13 protein-coding genes and 8 pseudogenes are annotated in these 18,779 nt (G+C 67.1%); 7 read left to right on the top strand and 14 right to left on the bottom strand.

Annotated elements, in window-relative coordinates; all coding sequences use genetic code 11:
- Positions 1 to 41: 41 nt before the first annotated feature.
- A pseudogene (locus OG435_RS47365) lies at positions 42 to 920 on the bottom strand (IS3 family transposase); the annotation flags it as partial.
- A 35-nt stretch (positions 921 to 955) separates the two neighbouring features.
- Entirely contained in the window at positions 956 to 1,261 is a 306-nt protein-coding gene (locus OG435_RS47370) for a transposase (protein WP_266874782.1), read from the bottom strand.
- A gap of 446 nt (positions 1,262 to 1,707) precedes the next feature.
- On the opposite strand from OG435_RS47370, the pseudogene OG435_RS50875 reads away from it, so the two are divergent.
- The 3 genes and pseudogenes from OG435_RS50875 to OG435_RS47380 all read left to right on the top strand — a co-directional run.
- Positions 1,708 to 1,806, top strand: a pseudogene (locus tag OG435_RS50875) (IS6 family transposase); the annotation flags it as partial.
- Positions 1,807 to 2,110: 304 nt separating this feature from the next.
- On the top strand, positions 2,111 to 2,653 hold the full coding sequence (locus OG435_RS47375) for a hypothetical protein (protein WP_266887861.1): 543 nt from the start codon (positions 2,111 to 2,113) through the stop codon (positions 2,651 to 2,653).
- 161 nt (positions 2,654 to 2,814) lie between these two features.
- On the top strand, positions 2,815 to 3,573 hold the full coding sequence (locus OG435_RS47380) for an IS6 family transposase (RefSeq protein ID WP_430625865.1): 759 nt from the start codon (positions 2,815 to 2,817) through the stop codon (positions 3,571 to 3,573).
- Positions 3,574 to 3,939: 366 nt separating this feature from the next.
- On the opposite strand, the gene OG435_RS47385 is transcribed toward OG435_RS47380, so the two are convergent.
- The 9 genes and pseudogenes from OG435_RS47385 to OG435_RS47425 form a co-directional block, all read right to left on the bottom strand.
- On the bottom strand, positions 3,940 to 4,650 hold the full coding sequence (locus OG435_RS47385) for an IS701 family transposase (protein ID WP_266887864.1): 711 nt from the start codon (positions 4,648 to 4,650) through the stop codon (positions 3,940 to 3,942).
- 91 nt (positions 4,651 to 4,741) lie between these two features.
- Positions 4,742 to 5,137, bottom strand: a pseudogene (locus tag OG435_RS47390) (helix-turn-helix domain-containing protein); the annotation flags it as partial.
- A 61-nt stretch (positions 5,138 to 5,198) separates the two neighbouring features.
- Positions 5,199 to 5,804 (bottom strand): annotated as a pseudogene (locus OG435_RS47395) (IS3 family transposase); the annotation flags it as partial.
- Complete coding sequence (locus tag OG435_RS47400; RefSeq protein WP_266887866.1) at positions 5,801 to 6,118, bottom strand: transposase; 318 nt, start codon at positions 6,116 to 6,118, stop codon at positions 5,801 to 5,803. The gene OG435_RS47400 and the pseudogene OG435_RS47395, both read right to left, overlap by 4 nt.
- A 51-nt stretch (positions 6,119 to 6,169) precedes the next feature.
- Positions 6,170 to 6,614, bottom strand: a pseudogene (locus OG435_RS47405) (transposase); the annotation flags it as partial.
- A 280-nt stretch (positions 6,615 to 6,894) separates the two neighbouring features.
- Positions 6,895 to 8,034, bottom strand: coding sequence for a Fic family protein (locus tag OG435_RS47410; protein ID WP_266887868.1), 1,140 nt, complete (start codon positions 8,032 to 8,034; stop codon positions 6,895 to 6,897).
- A gap of 302 nt (positions 8,035 to 8,336) precedes the next feature.
- A pseudogene (locus OG435_RS47415) lies at positions 8,337 to 8,588 on the bottom strand (DDE-type integrase/transposase/recombinase); the annotation flags it as partial.
- Between the two features lie 22 nt (positions 8,589 to 8,610).
- Positions 8,611 to 10,344: an IS1182 family transposase gene (locus OG435_RS47420; RefSeq protein ID WP_266875295.1), complete on the bottom strand. Its 1,734-nt coding sequence runs from the start codon at positions 10,342 to 10,344 to the stop codon at positions 8,611 to 8,613.
- Positions 10,345 to 10,437: 93 nt separating this feature from the next.
- A pseudogene (locus tag OG435_RS47425) lies at positions 10,438 to 10,920 on the bottom strand (IS6 family transposase); the annotation flags it as partial.
- 897 nt (positions 10,921 to 11,817) lie between these two features.
- Here OG435_RS47425 and OG435_RS47430 point away from each other — a divergent pair.
- A complete protein-coding gene (locus OG435_RS47430; RefSeq protein ID WP_266888006.1) occupies positions 11,818 to 12,513 on the top strand; it encodes a class I SAM-dependent methyltransferase in 696 nt (231 codons plus the stop codon).
- Positions 12,514 to 13,256: 743 nt separating this feature from the next.
- On the opposite strand, the gene OG435_RS47435 is transcribed toward OG435_RS47430, so the two are convergent.
- The 3 genes from OG435_RS47435 to OG435_RS47445 all read right to left on the bottom strand — a co-directional run bounded on the left by OG435_RS47435 (position 13,257) and on the right by OG435_RS47445 (position 16,201).
- Positions 13,257 to 14,501: a ParB/RepB/Spo0J family partition protein gene (locus OG435_RS47435; RefSeq protein ID WP_266887870.1), complete on the bottom strand. Its 1,245-nt coding sequence runs from the start codon at positions 14,499 to 14,501 to the stop codon at positions 13,257 to 13,259.
- On the bottom strand, positions 14,498 to 15,649 hold the full coding sequence (locus OG435_RS47440; protein WP_266887872.1) for a ParA family protein: 1,152 nt from the start codon (positions 15,647 to 15,649) through the stop codon (positions 14,498 to 14,500). The genes OG435_RS47435 and OG435_RS47440 overlap by 4 nt, the downstream gene beginning before the upstream one ends.
- A 282-nt stretch (positions 15,650 to 15,931) precedes the next feature.
- Positions 15,932 to 16,201 (bottom strand): hypothetical protein, encoded by a 270-nt coding sequence (locus OG435_RS47445; protein WP_266887874.1) that lies wholly within the window; start codon positions 16,199 to 16,201, stop codon positions 15,932 to 15,934.
- 208 nt (positions 16,202 to 16,409) lie between these two features.
- Between OG435_RS47445 and OG435_RS47450 the strand changes: the two genes are divergently transcribed.
- The 3 genes and pseudogenes from OG435_RS47450 (at position 16,410) to OG435_RS47460 (ending at position 18,752) form a co-directional block, all read left to right on the top strand.
- Positions 16,410 to 17,129 carry an IS6 family transposase gene (locus tag OG435_RS47450; RefSeq protein ID WP_266887876.1) on the top strand — a complete coding sequence of 240 codons (720 nt, stop codon included), beginning with the start codon at positions 16,410 to 16,412 and terminating at the stop codon, positions 17,127 to 17,129.
- A 66-nt stretch (positions 17,130 to 17,195) separates the two neighbouring features.
- Positions 17,196 to 17,609 (top strand): annotated as a pseudogene (locus OG435_RS47455) (transposase); the annotation flags it as partial.
- A gap of 222 nt (positions 17,610 to 17,831) precedes the next feature.
- Positions 17,832 to 18,752, top strand: coding sequence for an NHL repeat-containing protein (locus OG435_RS47460; RefSeq protein ID WP_266887880.1), 921 nt, complete (start codon positions 17,832 to 17,834; stop codon positions 18,750 to 18,752).
- The last annotated feature ends 27 nt before the right edge of the window (positions 18,753 to 18,779 follow it).

Raw genomic sequence — 18,779 nt, forward strand, 5'->3', positions numbered from 1 at the left:
GACTCCCCTGAAGTTCCCCCCTGAACCTGGACAGCGGGTGGTTACGCTGCGGGGGTGAGGTCGTGGGTCGCCAGCGCTCTGGTTTCGAGTGGGGTGACGTAGCCATACACGGGGTGCTTGCGCAGCCGCGTGCGGTTGTATTCGACCTCGATGAAGCGGAAGACGTCGGCGCGGGCCGCCTCGTGGGACTCCCAGACGGTGGTCCCGATCTCCGCTTTCAGCAATCCGAAAAAGCTTTCGGCTGCGGCGTTATCGTAACATGAGCCCGTTCTGCCCATGCTCTGTCTCAGGTTCAACTCCCATATGAGCGTGCGGTATTCGCCTGATGTGTATTCAGATCCGCGGTCCGAGTGGGCGATACAGCCCGGCTTGAGGGCGCCGCGGCCGGCGGCCATTTTCAGGGCGCCGGTGACGAGCTCGGCGCGGTGGTGGTCGGCCATCGCGTACCCGATCACCTCGCGAGTGGCCAGGTCGATGACGGTCGCCAGATACCACCAGCCGGCGAGCGTCGGCAGGTACGTGATGTCCGAGACCAGCTTCGTGCCCGGCTCAGCCGCGGTGAAGTCGCGTCCGACCAGGTCCGGGGAGGGTGCCGCCCTGCGGTCTGCCTTGGTGAGGTTTCGGCGCTTGCGGCGGGTAATCCCGCGGATGTCGTGCTCGCGCATCAGCCGCTCGACCTTCTTCCGGTTGACCCTCCGGCCCTTTCGGCGCAGGGCCGCGGTGATCCTCGGGGCGCCGTAGGCACGACGGGATTCCTCGTGGACCTGCCGGATCTCGGCCACCAGCTCGTCCTCCTCGCGCGCTGTGACGGCGGCGGCCGGACGGGCGGCGAGGTAGGCGTAGTAGCCGGAGCGGGAGATCTCCAGGGCCCGGCACAACAGCGAGACACTGTAGCCGTCAGGGCGTTCGGGGCCGGCCTTCTCCGCGTCGACGAACGCGTAGCGCGTGGCTGCGTCTACTTCGTCTTGCGGTTCGCGAAGAAGGCGGTCGCTTTTCCCAGTACCTCGATGGTCTGTTCCATCTCGCGGACCTTGCGGCGCAGGCGCGCCAGCTCCTCGCGCTCGGCCGTGGTCAGCGCGCCCGCCGGCCCCTGGCCGCGGTCGGTCTTGTCCTGGTTGACCCAGTTACGCAGTCCCTCGGGGCTCACGCCAATCTCCCGGGCGACCTCGGTGACCGTCTTGCCCGACGAGTGCACCAGGGCCACCGCGTCGCGCTTGAACTCGGCCGTGTACCGCTTGCTCGTGTTGCTCTTCTTGCTCACTACCTGGGACTGCTTCCTCCGGGACTGTCCGTCCCAGTATCAGGCTGTCCAGCTCAGAGGGGGAACTTCAGTCCTGTTGGAGGCAACGGTTTCGTGGCCGAGTTCGGCTGCCGCCGCGTTCCGGGCCAGGATCGCCCTGTTCCAGATCGGAGGGGAGGTCCGCCGCCGGTGCGAGGCCCTGGAGCTGGTCCTGGCCGACGCGATCGACAGCAAGCACGCGGCTCCCGGGCTGCACAGCGTCGCCGCCGCCGACATCGCAGCCTTGGCCAGCGAGCTGGTGCGCGTCTCGGTCATCGCGGACCGGGCAGCGGGTGCGACCTGGGAAGAGATCGGCCGGCCCCACGAGTTGACCGCCGATGCCGCACGGGCCCGGTGGGGGTCACCTCAGCCTCGTTTGGCCGCCCGAGCAGCCGTCCCCGTGACCACCGAGGTACTCAAACAGACAGTCACCCCACTTCAGACCCCACCGACACCTCATGACCGCCAGCCGGTACCGCCTCGAAATGAGAGTCCGCTTCACTGCGCGGTCGTCGACAACCGCCGCCCATCACCCGAACCCGCCACACACACCCAACAAACCAGGAAACCAAAGAGTTTCGACTCAAATATTAACGACTGTCTTTGCTCCAATCAAGCGAACTCCGTCGCACGGCGACTACCAGACCGGTGATGGATCGTTGAGGGAAGAGAAACCCTGCAGGTGTCGCCCGAGAGAGTGAGTCCCTGATCCTTATGGAAATTCGCCGAGGCGTTGTTTTGGCTGCGAGTTTGAGCGTCTGCGTAGCTGCTCAAGTGTTCGTGGCAGGGGCTGCAAATGCCCAGGCTGTGCCGCAGGTCACAAAGGAGCCGGTGGCTGCATTCAGTCCAGGAATGCCGGGAGATGCGGGCGTCAATAGCAACATCTACCGGATCAGGGTCACCAACGCCGGAAATGAGAGCTCTGTGGATGCGGCGCTGCAAGATGAGCTCGGCCCGAATCAGCTCTTCATTCCCGCGCAGTCAAGCTTCTCGGGTTTCCCGAACTGCAGCTTCACTCCGGAGTTGACAGGAGTGGACTGCAACGGTGCCACCTTGGCACCGGGCCAGACCGCGGAGATCATCCTGGCGGTTCAGGTGGCTGACGACGCATGTGGCACTGTCACCAACACCGTCCGGGTGGCGATGCTGAGTGAAGACGGCACCATCGCAGAGGACGCCGCTACGAGCAGCGTTACTCTGCAGGACACAAGCCCCGAGTGTAATGGCGGCGGAAACGGTGGCGGCGGGTCAATCCTGCCCATCAATCTGAGCGGTGTCCTGCCCATGTTCAACAACATCAATATCAACAACAACATCAAAAGCCCCGGGGCAGTCAATGCGGCCCGTCAGAAATTCGGGGTGAAATCCGAATAACTGAACTTCGCCCATCCTGCCTCTGCAGACCCTTCGGGCGGTAGGCCCGGACCCCGTGAAACGGGGTCACCCAGGCCTGCGGAGCAGGCCGTTCGGGTGGAGCGAAGCGGAACCCCGAACTAGTCCGGAGGGCATTGTCACGTTGTCGGTGGCGGTCTGGGATGATCTTCGGGGTGTCCGTCCGGGGAGGGGATCCGTTCGTGTCATCTGGGGTGCCGTCGTACGCGAATCACCGCTACCCGGTGGAGATCATTTCGCACTGCGTGTGGCTGTACTTCCGCTTCCCCCTCAGCTACCGGGAGGTGGAGGAGATGATGCTCGAGCGGGGCGTGGTCGTCTCCTACGAGACGATCCGCCGGTGGTGCCTGAAGTTCGGGCAGGCGTATGCGAACAGCCTGCGCCGCAGGCGGCCGAAACCGGGCGACAAATGGCACCTGGACGAGGTCTTCATCAAGATCCGCGGGGAGCAGAAGTACCTGTGGCGGGCCGTGGACGCCGACGGCAACGTCCTGGACATCCTGGTCCAGAGCCGTCGTGACAAGGCTGCGGCCACGCGTTTCTTCCGCCGGCTCCTCACCACCACCGGGCAGGTGCCCCGGGTGGTCGTCACCGACAAGCTCAAGTCCTACGGCGCCGCGCACCGCGAGGTGATGCCCTCGGTCGAGCACCGTGCACACAAAGGCTTGAACAACCGGGCGGAGAACTCACACCAGCCCACCCGGCAACGCGAACGCGCGATGAAAGGCTTCCGCAGCCCCGGCGGAGCGCAGCGGTTCCTGTCCGCGTTCACCGGGATCTCACCCCACTTCCGGCCCCACCGGCACCTGATGAGCGCCGGCCGGTACCGCTTCGAGATGACCGTCCGCTTTACCATCTGGAACCACATCACCGGCGTCGCCAGCCTGCCCGCCACGGCCTGAGCAGCGGGCCACGGAAGACCTCGGCACACCCTGACGCGCCATCAAACAATCACACCACCGACAACGTGACAGCGCCCCCCCCGCATGGCCTGACGCGCAATCAAACGATCACACCACCAACAACGTGACAGCACCCGCCGGTGTAGCGGTGTCGCCGCGCGACCAGCACACTCGTCCCGGTCCCGGTCCCGTTCTCGTTCTCGTTCTCGTTCTCGTCGGGAGTGTCGTCGGGGCGGACGTCGAGCCAGGCCCAGTCGTACTCGCGGGTGCCCTTGGTGCCATGCCCGGTCTGTCGGCGTATCCACTGCCCGGGCCGTACCCTGTTGATCAGTTTGCGGGCCTGGCCACGATGGCCGGCCCCGTCGGTTACCTGGTACGAAGCCGGGATGCCGACCGCGTAGCCGAGTCCCAGTGCGCGTATGCCCCGGCGCAGTTCGCGTCCGCAGTACACCTCGTCGCCCGCAAACCAGCGCCCTGCGATCCCGCTGGCGAGCCGTCGGTGACCATGGCCAGTGCCTGCTGTGGCTTCGTCACGAAGACGGCCGGCACCCCGGCCACCTGGCGGCGTTCCTCGTCCGCGGCCCAGTCCGCTGGCAGGTACAGGGCCCGGTCAAGGATCAACTTCATGGTCGTGGTGACCGCCGCCAAGTGCACCGCCACCTGGCACAGACCCACACCACCGATCGCCCCCGAGTACTGCCTGCCCGCCCCCACGCAGTCCGTGGACGACTTCGCATCGCCCGTCTCGTCCACCACCAGCACCACTTCCTGCCCGGCGAGTTCACCGGCGAGCAGACCAGCGATCTCCCTGCGGGCCAGGTCATGGTCGAACCGGGCCCGGGACAGCAGATGCTGCAACCGGTGCGGCCCTGGATGTCCCAGCGCCTGCCCGAGAGTCCAGCAGTTCCGCGTGTCCACCTCGAGCAACAGACCCGTAACCAGCTCCGCCGCCGTCGCCCGTGCCTCACGCCGCACGAAACAGCCCGCGACCGCCCTCATCGCCTTTCCGAAGGCCTCGCCCCATGCCTGCTCGGCTACCGTGGCCTCCACGGCCACCGCGTCTTGATACGTCGTCACAAACGTTCATGATCGCGGTGGCCGCCCTCACCCCCCACACCCACCCCGGCAAGCCCCTGAGCAGCGAAAACGACGGAACTACAGCTGCCGTGACGGACGCCCGATAGTCACGCCTGCCGGCTCTCGTGGCCGCGTTGCGCCTCAGTTCCCGGGAAATCGTTCCAGGATCACGACCGACATCTCGAGCGATCTCGCGCACTCCTTTGCCCGGGGCTTTGAGAAGCGCGCTTTCTTCCCGCTCGCGAAACGACAGGTATCTGCCCGAAGGCGGCTTCGGATCGAACGGTCGCATGCCGCCACACTGGCGGTACCAGCGCGTCGCGACCGCCGGCGCCACGCCGACGACGGCCGCGGCCTCCTCGGCAAGAAGGCCCTTGGCGATCTCCGTCCAGAACGCCGCCTCGACATGACGCTGGTACTTCGGATGCCCCGGAGACCTCAACTTCGGACGCACCGCCCTGTCCGCTGCCTGCTGACGACGAACCACCCCACACCTCCACGATCACGAGGTGTTGCGACGACCAGTTGAATCCGCCTTGGACGCCGCGGTCGGAGTGGTGTGTGAGGCCGGTGAGGTCGGCGCCGGTGTAACGGCGGCGCCAGATGGCCATCTCGAGGGCGTCGAGGGCGAGGTCGGTGTAGAGGCTGGTGGCGACCTGCCAGCCCACGACCATGCGGGAGAAGACGTCGATGACGAAGGCGGCATAGACCCAGCCGGAGAACGTCTTGATGTACGTGATGTCCGCGACCCACAGCTGGTTGGGGGCGGTGGCGGTGAACTGCCGCTCGACCAGGTCAGCGGGCCGGTCGGTCTCGGGAGCGGGCCGGGTGGTGCGCGGGCTCTTGGCCCGGATCACCCCGCGCAGACCGGCCTTGCGCATGAGGCGCTCGACTGTGCAGCGGGCCACCTCACGGCCTTCGCGGACCAGGGCGGCGTGGACCTTGCGGGCCCCGTAGACGCTGTAGTTGGCCTCGTGGATCCGGCGTATCTCCTGGGTGAGGTGCTCGTCGCGCAGGCTGCGGGCCGAGGGCGGACGGCCCGCGGCTGCGTAGTAGGTGCTCGGCGCGATCGGCGCGTCCGTCTCGGCGAGGACGTCGCAGATCGGCTGGACGCCGAACAGGTTCTTGTGCCGGTCGATGTAGGCGACCTTCATCGCAGTGGACGGTCCAGCTCCGCGGCGAAGAAAGCCGACGCGGACTTCAGTATCGCGTTCGCCCGCCGCAGCTCCTTCACCTCCCGCTCCAGCTCCGCGATACGGGCAGCCTCCGCGCTGGTGATTCCGGGCACGAGTCCCTCGTCGGTCTCGGCGCGCTTGACCCAGCCGCGCAGGGCCTCGGGGTGCACATCGAGCTTGTCGGCGATCCGCTTGATCGCACCGGCCCGGCCGGCAGGGTCCTTACGGGCCTCGACCGCCAAACGCGTCGCACGCTCACGCAGCTCGTCGGGGTATCTACGGGGAGCAGCCATGATCGGCATCCTTCCGGGTCTTCGATGTCTCCATCAAACCCGGGGCGATTCAATCTTGCTGATCAGGTCCGGGCTCACCTCGACCCCGTAGATCTGCGCGAGGTGGGAGCGGATGTCGCGCACGCTCATCCCGCACGCGTAGAGCGAGAGGATCCGGTCGTTGAACCCCACGAGGCGGTGGGCGTTCTTTGGGAACCAGCCTCGGTTCGAAGTCGCCGTTGCGGTCCCGCGGCACCGCCAGCGTGACCGCGCCGGCGTCGGTGACGACCGTCTTGGGCGAGGTCCCGTTGCGGGAGTTGCCCGACCCGTGACCTGCGGAATCTCCACGTTCGTAGCCGAGGTGTTCACTCATCTCGGTTTCCAGGGCCCGCTCGAGAACGGCCTTGGTGATCTCCGCGAGCAGCCCGCCCTCGCCGAGCAGGGCCGCTCCTGAGGCGTCAGCCTTCTCGAGCAGCCGCTCGACTACCTCGTCGACCGTCGTGTCGCCAGCCGCCACCTCCGAGGCGACGTTCCGTCTTGTCTGCCATGACTCGTCCGATCCGCCTGGCCCGCAGGCCCGAGGCCGAACCCCGGGCCAGGCTCCCACATCACGGACTTACACGATCTTTCAGATACGCTCTACTGGAAGACCGAGCCCGGCGTGAAGAGGATCTGGGCCAAGACTTTGGAACTGGCCATGCAGCACGGCACCCGCGCACAACTGGGCTGCCCCCGCGCCGCCGTCCTGCAGCAGTGTCGGGCGAGCATCCGCTCGGTGGGACCTTGACGGCGTCGGGTTAGGGGCGCTGATACGGGTCGATATAGGGGTCGAGGGACTGGCGTACGTTCTGCTGGACCTGTTCGATCCGCGGGCCGGCACCGTAGGTCCGCCCCCTGGTCTGACCGTGGGCAACGAGCCAGCCCCGGCGCACGAGGTCCCGGAGATCCCGGATGGCCTGCTGGTCGGAGAGTTCACCGTCGTGCTGGTACACGGTGCGCCGTACCCGCGAGCCCCAGAAGGCGGGAAGCAGGGCATAGACGACCCGTTCGTCCAGGCCGTCGGCTTCGGCTTCCTCGCCGAGCCGGATCCAGGCCTGGGCGAGGAGGTCGGTACGGCGCTGGGCGACCTGGGCCTGGCGGTGGTGGGCACCGAGGCAGAAACGGATCCACGGATGGGTGTCGCGCCCGGGTTCCCAGCGTGGGCCGCCGACCTGCTGGAGCACGTTGTAGTAGCCGTACGTATTGCGCCCGTACCCGAGCCACTCCTCGATCGAGGAGAACTCCGGCGGCATCAAGGCCTCCCGCGCGAACACCAGGGTCGACAGCGACCGGGACATGCGCCCGTTGCCGTCCTTCCACGGATGGATGTTCACCAGGTTCAGGTGCGCCATGGACGCCCGTACGTGCACGGGCGCGTCCAGGTCGCCGTCGTTGAGCCAGTCGATCAGCTCGCCGGTCAGGGCGGGCACCTGCTCTGAGTCGGGTGCGGTGTACGCGGGGACGAGCGGGTCATCGGGACTGGTCACGTACACCGCGCCGTCGCGCCAGCGGCCCGGCCGCTTGTCGAGATGGTGGCCTTGCAGCATGAAGTGCAGGCCGTTGAGCAGCCCCGCGTCGTACCGGAAGTCCGGTCCTGCATCCGAGAGTGCCTGGATGTAGGTCATCGCCCGCTGGTAGCCCTCGAGCTCCACCCGCGTGCGTTCCTCCGTGTCCAAAGGCTCCTCACCCGACATCAGCGCCTCGACATCGTCGACGGTCGCGGCGTACCCCTCGATGGTGTTCGAGCCGGCGATCGCACGAGCAGTCAGGTTGCGGCGCAGCTGCCCCTGCCACCGGGGCTGGGCACGCAACTGATGACGCAGGCTCTGCCGCATCACCTCGATCTCCTCGAGGACACGGCGGTCGTCGGCATCCAGGGCAGGCGTCTCATACAGCATGCCTCGATAACAGCATGACTAAATCATTTAGTCAATTTGTTGGTCGCTGAGCGCTGCCAGAGATTCAATCGAGTGCGGTCAGGGGTCTACCAGGGGGCGGCCAGGTTGGGCGCCTCGACGAAGCAGGAGGGCTGCAGGTGTGGAGCTCGCCCCAGGCGTGGGGGCGGCCGCGTTCCGAGGCGTCGCCGATCACGGACATGGCGGTATTGAGGGCGCTGTCACGTTATGGCGTTGTCACGTTGTCGGCGGCGTGATCGTTTGATGGTGTGTCAGGGTGTGCCGGGGCCTGGAGGGGCCGTGGTTCAGACCGTCGCGGGCATGCCGGCGACGCCGGTGATCTGGTCCCAGATGGTGAAGCGGACTGTCATCTCGAGGCGGTGGCGGCGGGCGGTCATCAGATGTCGGTGGGTTCGGAAGTGGGGTGAGATCCCGGTGAACGCGGCCAGGAAGCGTTGCGCCCCGCCGATGCTGCGGAATCCTTTCATCGCCCGTTCCCGCTGCCTCGTTGGCTGGTGCGAGTTCTCCGCCCGGTTGTTCAAACCCTTATGGATCCTGCTGGCCAAATGTGGGGGGCAGTCAGGCCGTGAGGGTGAGGTCAAGTCTCGCGAGGTGACTGGTGCGGGTGTGGTCGAGGGGTTGGTTGTTCCACCAGGCGTCGAGGCGGATGAGGTTGAGGGCGACGGCGGAGTAGACGTGTTCGAGGTGGGTCTTCGCGAGGCCGCGATAGCGGGCCCTGCGGTTACCGGTGACGGCTGTGGCCTGGCGGATGGTGCCCTCGACGCCGGCGCGCAGGGCGTATGTGGTCTGCCAGTCGGCGTCCTGCTGGGCGGCGTGGTTCGTGTTGATCAGTTCCTGCAGGTCCCGTGGGCGCAGGGTGAGCTGGCGGCCCTGGCGTGTGGCGTCGGTGCATGCCGCTCTGACCGGGCAGGGGCCGCAGTCGGCCTCGTCGAAGCGGACCGCGATCCCTTCGCGGCCGTGTTGCCGGGCCGGGCTCCAGAACCTGCTGGTGGCGCCCTGGGGGCAGGTGGCTTGCTCGGCGTCCCAGTCGATGGTGAAGGCTTCGCGCTGGTAACCGGCGTTCTCCCGGTCCTGGCGGGAGGTGCCCGCCAGGAGCGGTGCGACCAGGGTGATCCCGAAGGCGGCCCGGGCCCCGGCGAGGAGTTCCGCGCTTGCGTAGCCGGAGTCGAGGTAGTGCTCGGCGGGCAGCAGGCCCCGGTCGGCGAGGGCCCGGTGGACGGGCTCGACCAGCTTCACATCGGGCACGGTCGCGTCCGTGGTCGCGACATGTGTGATCACGTTCGGGATGTCCGGACGCGCCCGGCGTCCCGGCCGCGGGGTCCCTCCGCCGGGCCGGGGCCGCTGGCAGACCTCGCTGATGTGCAGTTTGTACCCGGTCCAGTGTAGGGCGTTCTTGGTGCCGTTGCGGGCGTCGAGGTCGTAGGGCGAGGCCAGGCGCAGTCTGCCGGGCGGGAGACCCTCCTTGTCCGCCTCCCGCCGCTTGACCACCTCCCGCCCGTCGCCGCCGGTGGTGACCAGGTAGTTCTGCACAGTGATCCGGCGCAGGACCTGGACCGCGGGCAGCTCGCGCAGCCACAGGGGCGAGTGAGGGTTGTGGACCGCCCGCAGCAGGGCCACCGCGTCACGGCCGTAGTCCAGTACGAGTTCGTCCCGCTTGGCTTTGGAGCTGGCGGGACGCCAGCTCTCGTCGATGCGCCGCCCGTAGCGGCGGTTCCACCCACGGACGTCCACGGCCTGCGCCACCCAGTGCGGGGCCGCGGCGGACAGCGCCTCCAGCGCGGCCCGCACCGACTCCCCGCACAGCTCGAGGCGGTTCAGGTCCCGCACCGCCGCCAGCACGTGGGTGGAGTCGGTCCGCTGCTTACCCCCAGCCTTGACCAGGCCCTTGCCCTTCAATGCCGCCAGCAGCAGATCCAGTACCCGCTCCTCCAGGCCGTGCTCGACCACCCGGGTGCGGAACTCCGAGAGCACCGAGGCATCGAAGCCGACGTCCTCCAACTCCAGGCCAAGGCAGTACTTCCACGACAGGTCGAACCGGACCCGGTGGGCGGCGGCGCGGTCGGTCAGGTTCTCCGCCATCTGCAGCACCGTCACCATCGCCAGCCGCCCCGGCGACCAGCCCCGCCGGCCCCGCAGACCGAACGCCCCGGCGAACTCGGCATCCGCGAACAGCCCGCCCAGCTCATCCCGCACCCGCATAGCCAACGGCGGCGCCCCACGACCAGCCACCGCCCGCGCGACCCGCACCGTCACCTCAGGGACCTCGGGCCACTGCTCCGGCAGCAACGACATGACTCCCACCCCACCAGCCGGGAACGACAGAACCGGCCACCACCATGCCAACCGCCCGCCCTCACCGCAGGACACGACATTTGGCCAGCAGGATCCCTTATGGGAGCGGTGCTCCACCGAGGGCATCACCTCGCGGTGCGCGGCCCCGTACGACTTCAGCTTGTCGGTGACCACCACCCTGGGCACCCGCCCGGTGGAGGTGAGGAGCCGGCGGAAGAAACGCCTGGCCGCAGCCTTGTCACGCCGGCTCTGGACCAGGATGTCCAGGACGTTGCCGTCCCGGTCGACGGCCCGCCACAGGTACTTCGACGCGCCGTTGATCTTGATGAAGACCTCGTCGAGATGCCATTTATCGCCGGGCTGTGGGCGCCTGCGGCGCAGCGCCTTGGCGTAGGCCTGGCCGAACTTCAGGCACCACCGGCGGATGGTCTCGTAGGAGACGATCACGCCCCGCTCGAGCATCATCTCCTCGACCTCACGGAAGGAGAGAGGGAAGCGGAAGTACAGCCACACGCAGTGCGAGATGATCTCCACCGGGTAGCGGTGATTCTTGTACGACGGCACCACAGACGACACGAACCCCACCCCTCCCGGACACCCACAACCCCAAGATCATCCCAGACCGCCGAACAAGGTGACAGCACCCGCCAGGAAGCTGGTGGGCCAGCCCCGCCCGGAAAGATCCTGCAAGCACGTGGCGCTTCGGCTCGAAGGCACCAGCCCTGGATGGCGGCGACGTCTGGAGAGACCGGCCAGGGGTACTCCCAGGATCGCTTCGGCGGTGGTGCGGTGAATGGGCCGCTGCTGCTCCGGGCTCTGGCGCAGGAGACGCCGGACGAGCGTGACCGCCACTCCCGAGATCTCCGCGATGTCACCGGCCGACAACCCGCCATCACGCAACACGGTGGCGTGCGACGCAGCTTCGTAGGCGAGAATTCTGGCGGGACGCCCTGTCTGGAGGGCTCTGGTACGCCGGGCGCGGTCGCGTCGGGCCGCAGCCCTGCACTCGGGCCGGGTGCACCCGTAGTTGGCGCAGGAGGGACTTCCGTGCCGAACGCGGGAGCGTACCGGCCGCCTGCGGCCAGAGCCGTTGGCGCCGGCCAGTGCCGTAGTCGCAGGTACTGAATTCATCTCGGCGGGGGAACCCGTTCCTCTCACTCTCAACCCCACACCCTATCGGCGGCCTTGACCCCACCCGCGATCGGCCGCACCAGCGCCTGACCGCCCCCATGGCAGGGACATCGGCCAAAGCCATCCGGAAGCGGCACGAACGCTTCACGAGCTCGGGCCGTGACCGGCGGGTGATACTCCCGGCCCGGGAACTCCCGAGAGTCCGCGACGTCATCTGCCACGGCCAGCAGCCTCAGCGAGCACTCCGAGCCCGCGGTGGAAAACTCACCGAGCCGGGGCTAAGGGAATCACCCGGCACCGTGAGACCTCGCCACCCGGGCCCACCTCACCGACAGTCACCTGATCGTTGACCTGTGCGGCGGCACGGGAGCAACCTCCAAGGCCATCCTCGCCCTGGCCCCGCCCAACGCCCAGGTCATCTCCCTCGACAACGCCCTGGCCATGCAGCGTGTCGGCCGCCGCACCCTCCACGATCCCCGACTGTCCTGGGTCACCGCGCCCGCGGAGGACCTGGCCGAGCATGTACCGGCACACGGTGTTGACGCGGTCGTGTGCAACTCGGCCATCTGGAAGACCGACGTCCCTGCCGTGTTCTCTGCCGTCCGCCGCGTCCTGCGACCCGGCGGACGGTTCGTCTTCAACATCGGCGGGGCCTTCGCCGGAGTGGTCCACCCTGATGGACGGGCCGGGCCAACCAGTCCCTCGCTCGGCTCGCTGATCCAGCAGATCGCGGCCCGCGACCACGGCACTACCCCGCCCTCGGCCAGCCTCACTCCCAAGCTGCCGCTCGAGATCGTCAGCAGCCATTTGGCCAACGCCGGGCTGAAGCTGCTGGAATCGGAAGTCACGGCCCAGCACGCCACTTTGGGAGAGCGGAAAGCCTGGCTGTCCATTCCGGTCTTCGCCCGTCCCCCCGGCTTCTCCCACGAACAGCAGATGGCAATCCTTGAGGAGGCGTACGCCCAGAGCCGCCCCGACGACGTCACGGTCACGAGCTGGCTCGTCGTCATCGCTGAACTCGAAGCCAGCCAGGTATGACTGTTCTCCACGCCGCGATTTCCGATCCCGGTCGCACCAGGCAGCTCGTAATCCGCAACAGGTGTAACAGATCCCTGAGATCGGCGTTGGGGCAGCGAAGGGGTTTGGCTTTACGCCAACAGCGTTCACCCCGCAGAGGAAGGTGACGACAGTGGGCCTCGTCCGTACCCGCACCACCTGACACACCGAAACCCGGGCACCCACTTCTACGGGGGTACCGGGAGCGAGGAGCTCAGCCAGTGAACACCGCAGGCCCCAGCTGACCGGACACCTCCGGGCAGCTGGGGATGCAGTGTTGTCCGGGTCAGTCGACCATCCGCCCGCGCAGCTTGATCAGGGGTCACATGATCCGCCGGACAAAACCTAGGGCTTCGAGTTCGGCACGGGGCTGGACTCGGCTGATGTTGGCGGTCTGGCCAGCCGCCGTCGCACCGAGGTGCTGCCTCAGGCTGAGGTCGGCTTCGTCCGCGGGACGCGGCACGGCTACGGCGCACCGGTCGGCGGAGTTATTGACCGCGGTCAACAACTTGGACATCGCTCACCGACGAGGAACCTTTGACCGCGGTCAAAGGTTCGCTTTGCTGAGACAGATGCATGAGCATGTTGCCGCAACGACGAAGGCCCGTACCCCGCGGATGGCGGGGTACGGGCTCCCCTGGATCTCGGGGCATAGTGCGATGTCGCGCGGAGGAGGCCACCGGACCTTTGACCGCGGTCAAAGGTCCGCTCTGAACGAGGAGGCTTCAGTCTCCTGTGTGTGCATCGAGGAGCTTCTCTAGGAGGACTGCCAGCTGCTCCCGGTCCATCTTCTGAAAGAGGAGCTGCGCTACGGCCTCGCCGTCATGCCACGGGACCCGGGGCAGTGCTCGGACGTCGACGAGGAAACCGGCGTCCTCCGCCTCCGCATCGGCTGGCACCTCGACTTCGCCAGTTGCGGCGAGTGCTGTCTGCACTTCTGCCGCCTGGCGCGGCACGACATTCGGCGGGGTTTCATTTGTGGGGGGTCGTGGAGCCGTCGCGGTCGCAGTGGAGCCTTCGGGCTGCTTGATGGAAGTCGTGGGCGATGAAGCCGATCCTTTTACCGCGGTCAAAGGATCGAGGGTTGAAGTGCCTGCCGCGACCGGCTGCTCGCTGCTGGGCGAGGGGGAGGGCAGAGCCACCGCGACGTGGGGGGCGGCAGGCGCCGACGCCGATTCGGCCGCCGCCTGCAGGATGGCGTGCTGCTTTTCCTTGACCTGAGCTTCCTTCTCCTTGGTTGACCGCAGCAGGGCGAGAAGCTCATCGGCCTTGAGGGACGGGTCGTCCTTGAGTGCGCGGGCCAGTGCCCGCCCGTCACGTTCAGGCATGTCCCCCGAACTGAGCATGGCCTGGATCTCGTCTGGGAGTTCCAGCAGGGCCAGCTGATGTGTGATCCAGGCGGGCGACTTGCCAAGGCGCTCGGCAGCGCGAGACTTCGAACCGAACTCCTTGGCCTCGGCGCAGATCGCTACCAGCTGGGCGACGCCGCGAGCCCGCTCGACAACATCGAAGTCTTCACGCTCGAGATTCTCCGCCAGGAGGTGGTCGATGAAGTCCTCGCGAGTCCGGGCCAGCTCGTCACGTACGACAAAGTCGAGGCCTTCGAGCCCTACGTGGGCGGCGCTTCGGTACCGCCGCTCCCCGTTGATCAGGACGTACTCGGCCGCCCCGATGGCAGCTTCGTGGTCGGGCCACAGTGCGAGGTAGGCCGACCGGGACACTGCGACGCATGCCGCCAGCTGAGCCTGGCGCAGCTCTTCTCCGAACCGGGTGAGCTCTTCGGCGGTACCGAAGTTCCGGCGGGGGTTGAGCGGCGTGGGGGAGACCTGGTCGAGCCTGAACCTGGCTAGCTCGTACACGGGGATCTCCCCCTGCGCCATGGCTTTGGCGCGGCCGCGTTCGCTGCGCTCGCTCGGCCGGCGTGCGCTGGAGAACGAGGCGCCGCTGCCCAGAAGATCCTTCTTGCTCATTTGGTCAGCGCCTTCTTGAGATCGCGCATGGAGATGGCCTGCTCGCATTCCGGTGCGTACTCGAGGAGGGGGCGCTTGAGGCGGACGGCCTCGCGCTGTTCCTTCAGGTCGGAGATGACTACGAGGACGGGAGGCCGATCGAAGGCCCTCCACTGTTCCAGGGACGAGGTGGCGATGAAGCCCTTGCGGGAGTCGTACAGGTTCACGACGAAGCCGAGCTGAGTGATCGTGACATCGAGGTCGTCCTCCATGTCCTCGATCTGCTCCAGGAGCATGTCATAGGCATCGGCGGACGTGTCTTCGGCCTGGACGATGACGGCCAACCCAGAAGCCTGTGGGTCCTCGCCGTCGCGCGTACGTCCGTAGTACAGGGCGGTGTCCATCGTGTAGCCCAGGCTCGGAGGACAGTCGATCACGAGGTAGTCGAACTGCTTTTCCAACTCCTCAAGTGCCTTCTCCAGCGCCGTCTCCTTGACCCGGACGTTGCGGGTGGTGGCGAGCTTGGCATCGAGGAGAAAGGCGTCCTTGCAGGCAGGGAGCAGGAAGAGACGTCCCAGGAACGCGTCGTACTCGATGGGAATGAGGAGGTCTGAGAGGTCTCCCTCTGCCTCGCCCAGCATGAACTTGGCCAGGCTCGGCTCCTTGATGCCAAGGGGCGTGTGACCCAGATGCCTGGTGAGGTGGCCCTGCGGGTCGAAGTCGATGACGCATACGCGGGCGCCGGCCTCAGCAAGTGCCTGGGCAAGGCCGTTGCTGACGGCGCTCTTGCCGACACCGCCCTTCTGGTTGCATACGACGAGTCTGCGGACTTGTGCGGGGCGGATGAGTGTCGGCATCTGGTGGTTGTCGAGCCAGAGTCGGATCGACTGGGCCAGGCCCTGGGTGTAGGGGACGGAGCGGGCCTTGCAGTCTTTCTTGAACTCGTCGTAGAGCCCTGTGGGGAGGTAGGTGGAGAACGACTGGCCGCCCGTGGTGTCGACGGCCACGGCGGCATCCGGATTGCTCCGCCATGCGTGGATGCCTTCGGTAACGGCGTCCTGAATGCCCACGCTGAGCTGGGCTGCACGGACTTTGAGTTCCTGACGCAGGGCCAGAGGCAGCTTCGCGACTACCTTTTCCCTGTCTGAAGGGTCGTATGGGGCGGTCATGCGAGTTACCTTACTTGCTTCAGCGGGCACGGGAGGCGGTACACGCTGAGCTTTTCGCCCGAACTGAGGCATTCAAGTCTCTAAGAGGTTGCCCGTGCGACTTGAAGTCGTGCCTCCTGAGGCAAACGACTGCCCTGCGAACTGATGCAGTGGCCGAGCCCGGACGGGGGCCGCGTCCGCCGGACTCCCGCGGCCGACAACGAACCCTTGCCGTTTGACCCTTCACGGACGCCAGGGTCACTCAGTCTCGACGTCGGCCGGGCGCCGGTGCCCGCAGTCGATCTAGTTGCCGGCGACATCCGTGACATAACTGTGGACGCCGTTGAAATGCACGGTTACAGAACCTGGCCGGTAGTCCACCTGGAAGGGCTCGTTGCCGAGCGTCGTCCCCGGCCAGGGATCGCCTTCGGAGGAGCCGACCGTCCAGACGACAAAGGTCTCACCGGGACGGAGCCAGTGGTCACTCCCGTAGCACTCCAGGACCAACTCCAACAGCTCGGCACTGTTGTTCCGAACCTGTAGCCGTGCCACCTGCGCCGCCTGTGCTGTCACTGTTCCTCCATCACCAACAGACCCTCCTGCCCCAGCAGAGTACGCAAGTGACTCCTCAGCGGAACCGGCGAACCTTTCCGGTCACAGCACTAGCGGGCGATGAGGTCGTTTGGTTCGGTGGCAACGAGCTCGTGTACCGGTGCTGTCACGTTGTCCGGGCGTCTGGGATGATCTTCGGGTTGGGGTCTTCCGGGGTGGGGTGGGGCTCGTGTCGTCTGTGGTGCCGTCGTACAAGAATCACCGCTACCCGGCCGAGATCATCGCGCACTGCGTGTGGCTGTACTTCCGTTTCCCGCTCTCCTTCCGTGAGGTGGAGGAGATGATGCTCGAGCGGGGCGTGGTCGTCTCCTACGAGACGGTGCGCCGCTGGTGTCGGAAGTTCGGCCAGACCTACGCGAACGCGCTGCGCCGACGGCGCCCGCAGCCCGGCGACAAGTGGCACCTCGACGAGGTCTTTATCAAGGTCAACGGGGTGCAGAAGTACTTGTGGCGGGCCGTCGACGCCGACGGCAACGTTCTGGACATCCTGGTCCAGAACCGGCGTGACAAGGCCGCGGCCAGGCGTTTCTTCCGCCGGCTCCTCACCACCACCGGGCAGGTGCCCCGGGTGGTCGTCACCGACAAGCTCCGCTCGTACGGGGCCGCGCACCGTGAGGTGATGCCCTCGGTCGAGCACCGCTCCCACAAGGGCCTGAACAACCGGGCGGAGAACTCCCACCAGCCAACGAGGCAGCGGGAACGGGCGATGAAAGGATTCCGCAGCCCGGGCGGGGCGCAAAGGTTCCTGTCTGCGTTCACCGGGATCTCACCCCACTTCCGGCCCCACCGGCATCTGATGACCGCCGGCCGCCACCGCTTCGAGATGATGATCCGCTTCACCGTCTGGAACCAGGTCACCGGCAGCACGAGCCTGCTGGCCGCGGCCTGAACCAGCCCCGTCCAGGCCCTGGCACACCCTGACGCACCATCAAACGATCATGCCGCCGACAACGTGACAATGCCGTGTCACCGCCTACGGACCCATCCCGCGGGCAAGGGAACACGTCGCAGCATGAGCGAGCGGGACTTCATCGCGCTCGTCGACGGAGTCCACCAGCTGGTCAGGGCACCGATCGTGCTGGTCTGGGACCGGCTGAACACCCACGTCTCCCGCAGGATGCGCGACTTCGTCGCCGAGCGTGAATGGCTGACCGTGTTCCTGTTGCCCGCCTACTCACCCGAACTCAACCCAGTCGAGTGGGTATGGGCCCACGTCAAACGCAGCCTCGCCAACCTCGCCGTCATGGCCCTCGACCGCCTCGAAGCCCTCGTCCGCAACCGCCTCAAACGCCTTCAATACCGGCCCCACACCCTCGACGGCTTCATAGCCGGCACCGGCCTGACCCTCGACGCACCACCCTCACCCTGAAAAGCCGAAGTCAGTAACGTGACAGTGCCTCGTTAACCCGTCCTGCTCTTCCCACTGGAGTCCTTCGGCGGGTCGCGGTTGCCCGGCGGGGGTGGCGTCGCATCCTGTGCCGGGCGGTCCCGGACGGGGCGGTCCGGGCGCCGAAGCACCCTTCCGCGGTGGTGCCCCTGGGATGCGGCCGCCCTGGTACGCAGGTGCCTGCGGCCCGGAGGGAGCCAAGTGATGGAGCAAGGTGTCCAGTTCGAGACGGCACTCCGCCGTCGCCGAAAGACCCGAGTACGGGCCTCGATGGTGGTAGCTGCGCTCGCCCTGGCGGTGGGCACCGTGCCCGCGCATGCCGCCACCATGGAATCGGCGGGGCACACATCCGAACAGCCCGGGGCCGGAGCTTCGTCTGTCTTCATCGCCGACACGTTCAACGACCGCGTACTCGCGGTGGACCCCGACGGGACCCACGAGCACGCGGTGGGCGGCCGGGACCTCGACCTCCCCTACGGGGTGGCTCTCGACAGCCAACACAACCTCTACATCGCCGATAGCCGACACAACCGCGTGATCAAAAGGTCCCAGGACGGCCGCCGTACCACAACCGTGGGCAGCGGACTGGAGTACCCCTATGGCGTCGCCGTCGACGGTTCGGGCAACGTCTTCATCGCCGACACCGGCCACGGCCGAGTGGTGAAAGTAGCGCCCGGCGGCAAGCAGACGGTCGTCGTGGGAGGTCTGAGCAATCCTACCTCTGTCGCCCTCGACCAGGCCGGCAACGTCTACGCCAACGACCCGTACAACAACCGCGTCGTCAAGATCCCGCCAGGTGGCGGCCCTGTAGCCACTGTCCCGGTCACCGGACTTGCCGACCCCGGTGGTGTGGCGGTTTGTCCCGATGGCGACCTCCTGGTGGCGGACCCCTACAACTCCGCGGTACGCCGTGTTCCGAGCGGGGGCGGGGCCCAGAGCACGGTGGGCACAGGGCTGCAATTCCCCACCGGGGTGGCGGTCACCCCCGACTGCGACGTATACATCGCTGACTTCAACCAGAACAAAGTGTTCCGCGTGGACGCGAACAGCGGGGAGCAGACCTCCGTCGGATCTGGGTTGTGGGCGCCCTACGCGGTCGCCGTCGCCTCCGGCCCCACGACCTGACGCCGACCGCTCTCCCCCGCCGCAAAG

The sequence above is a fragment of the Streptomyces sp. NBC_01264 genome (genome assembly GCF_026340675.1).
Lineage (GTDB): Bacteria > Actinomycetota > Actinomycetes > Streptomycetales > Streptomycetaceae > Streptomyces.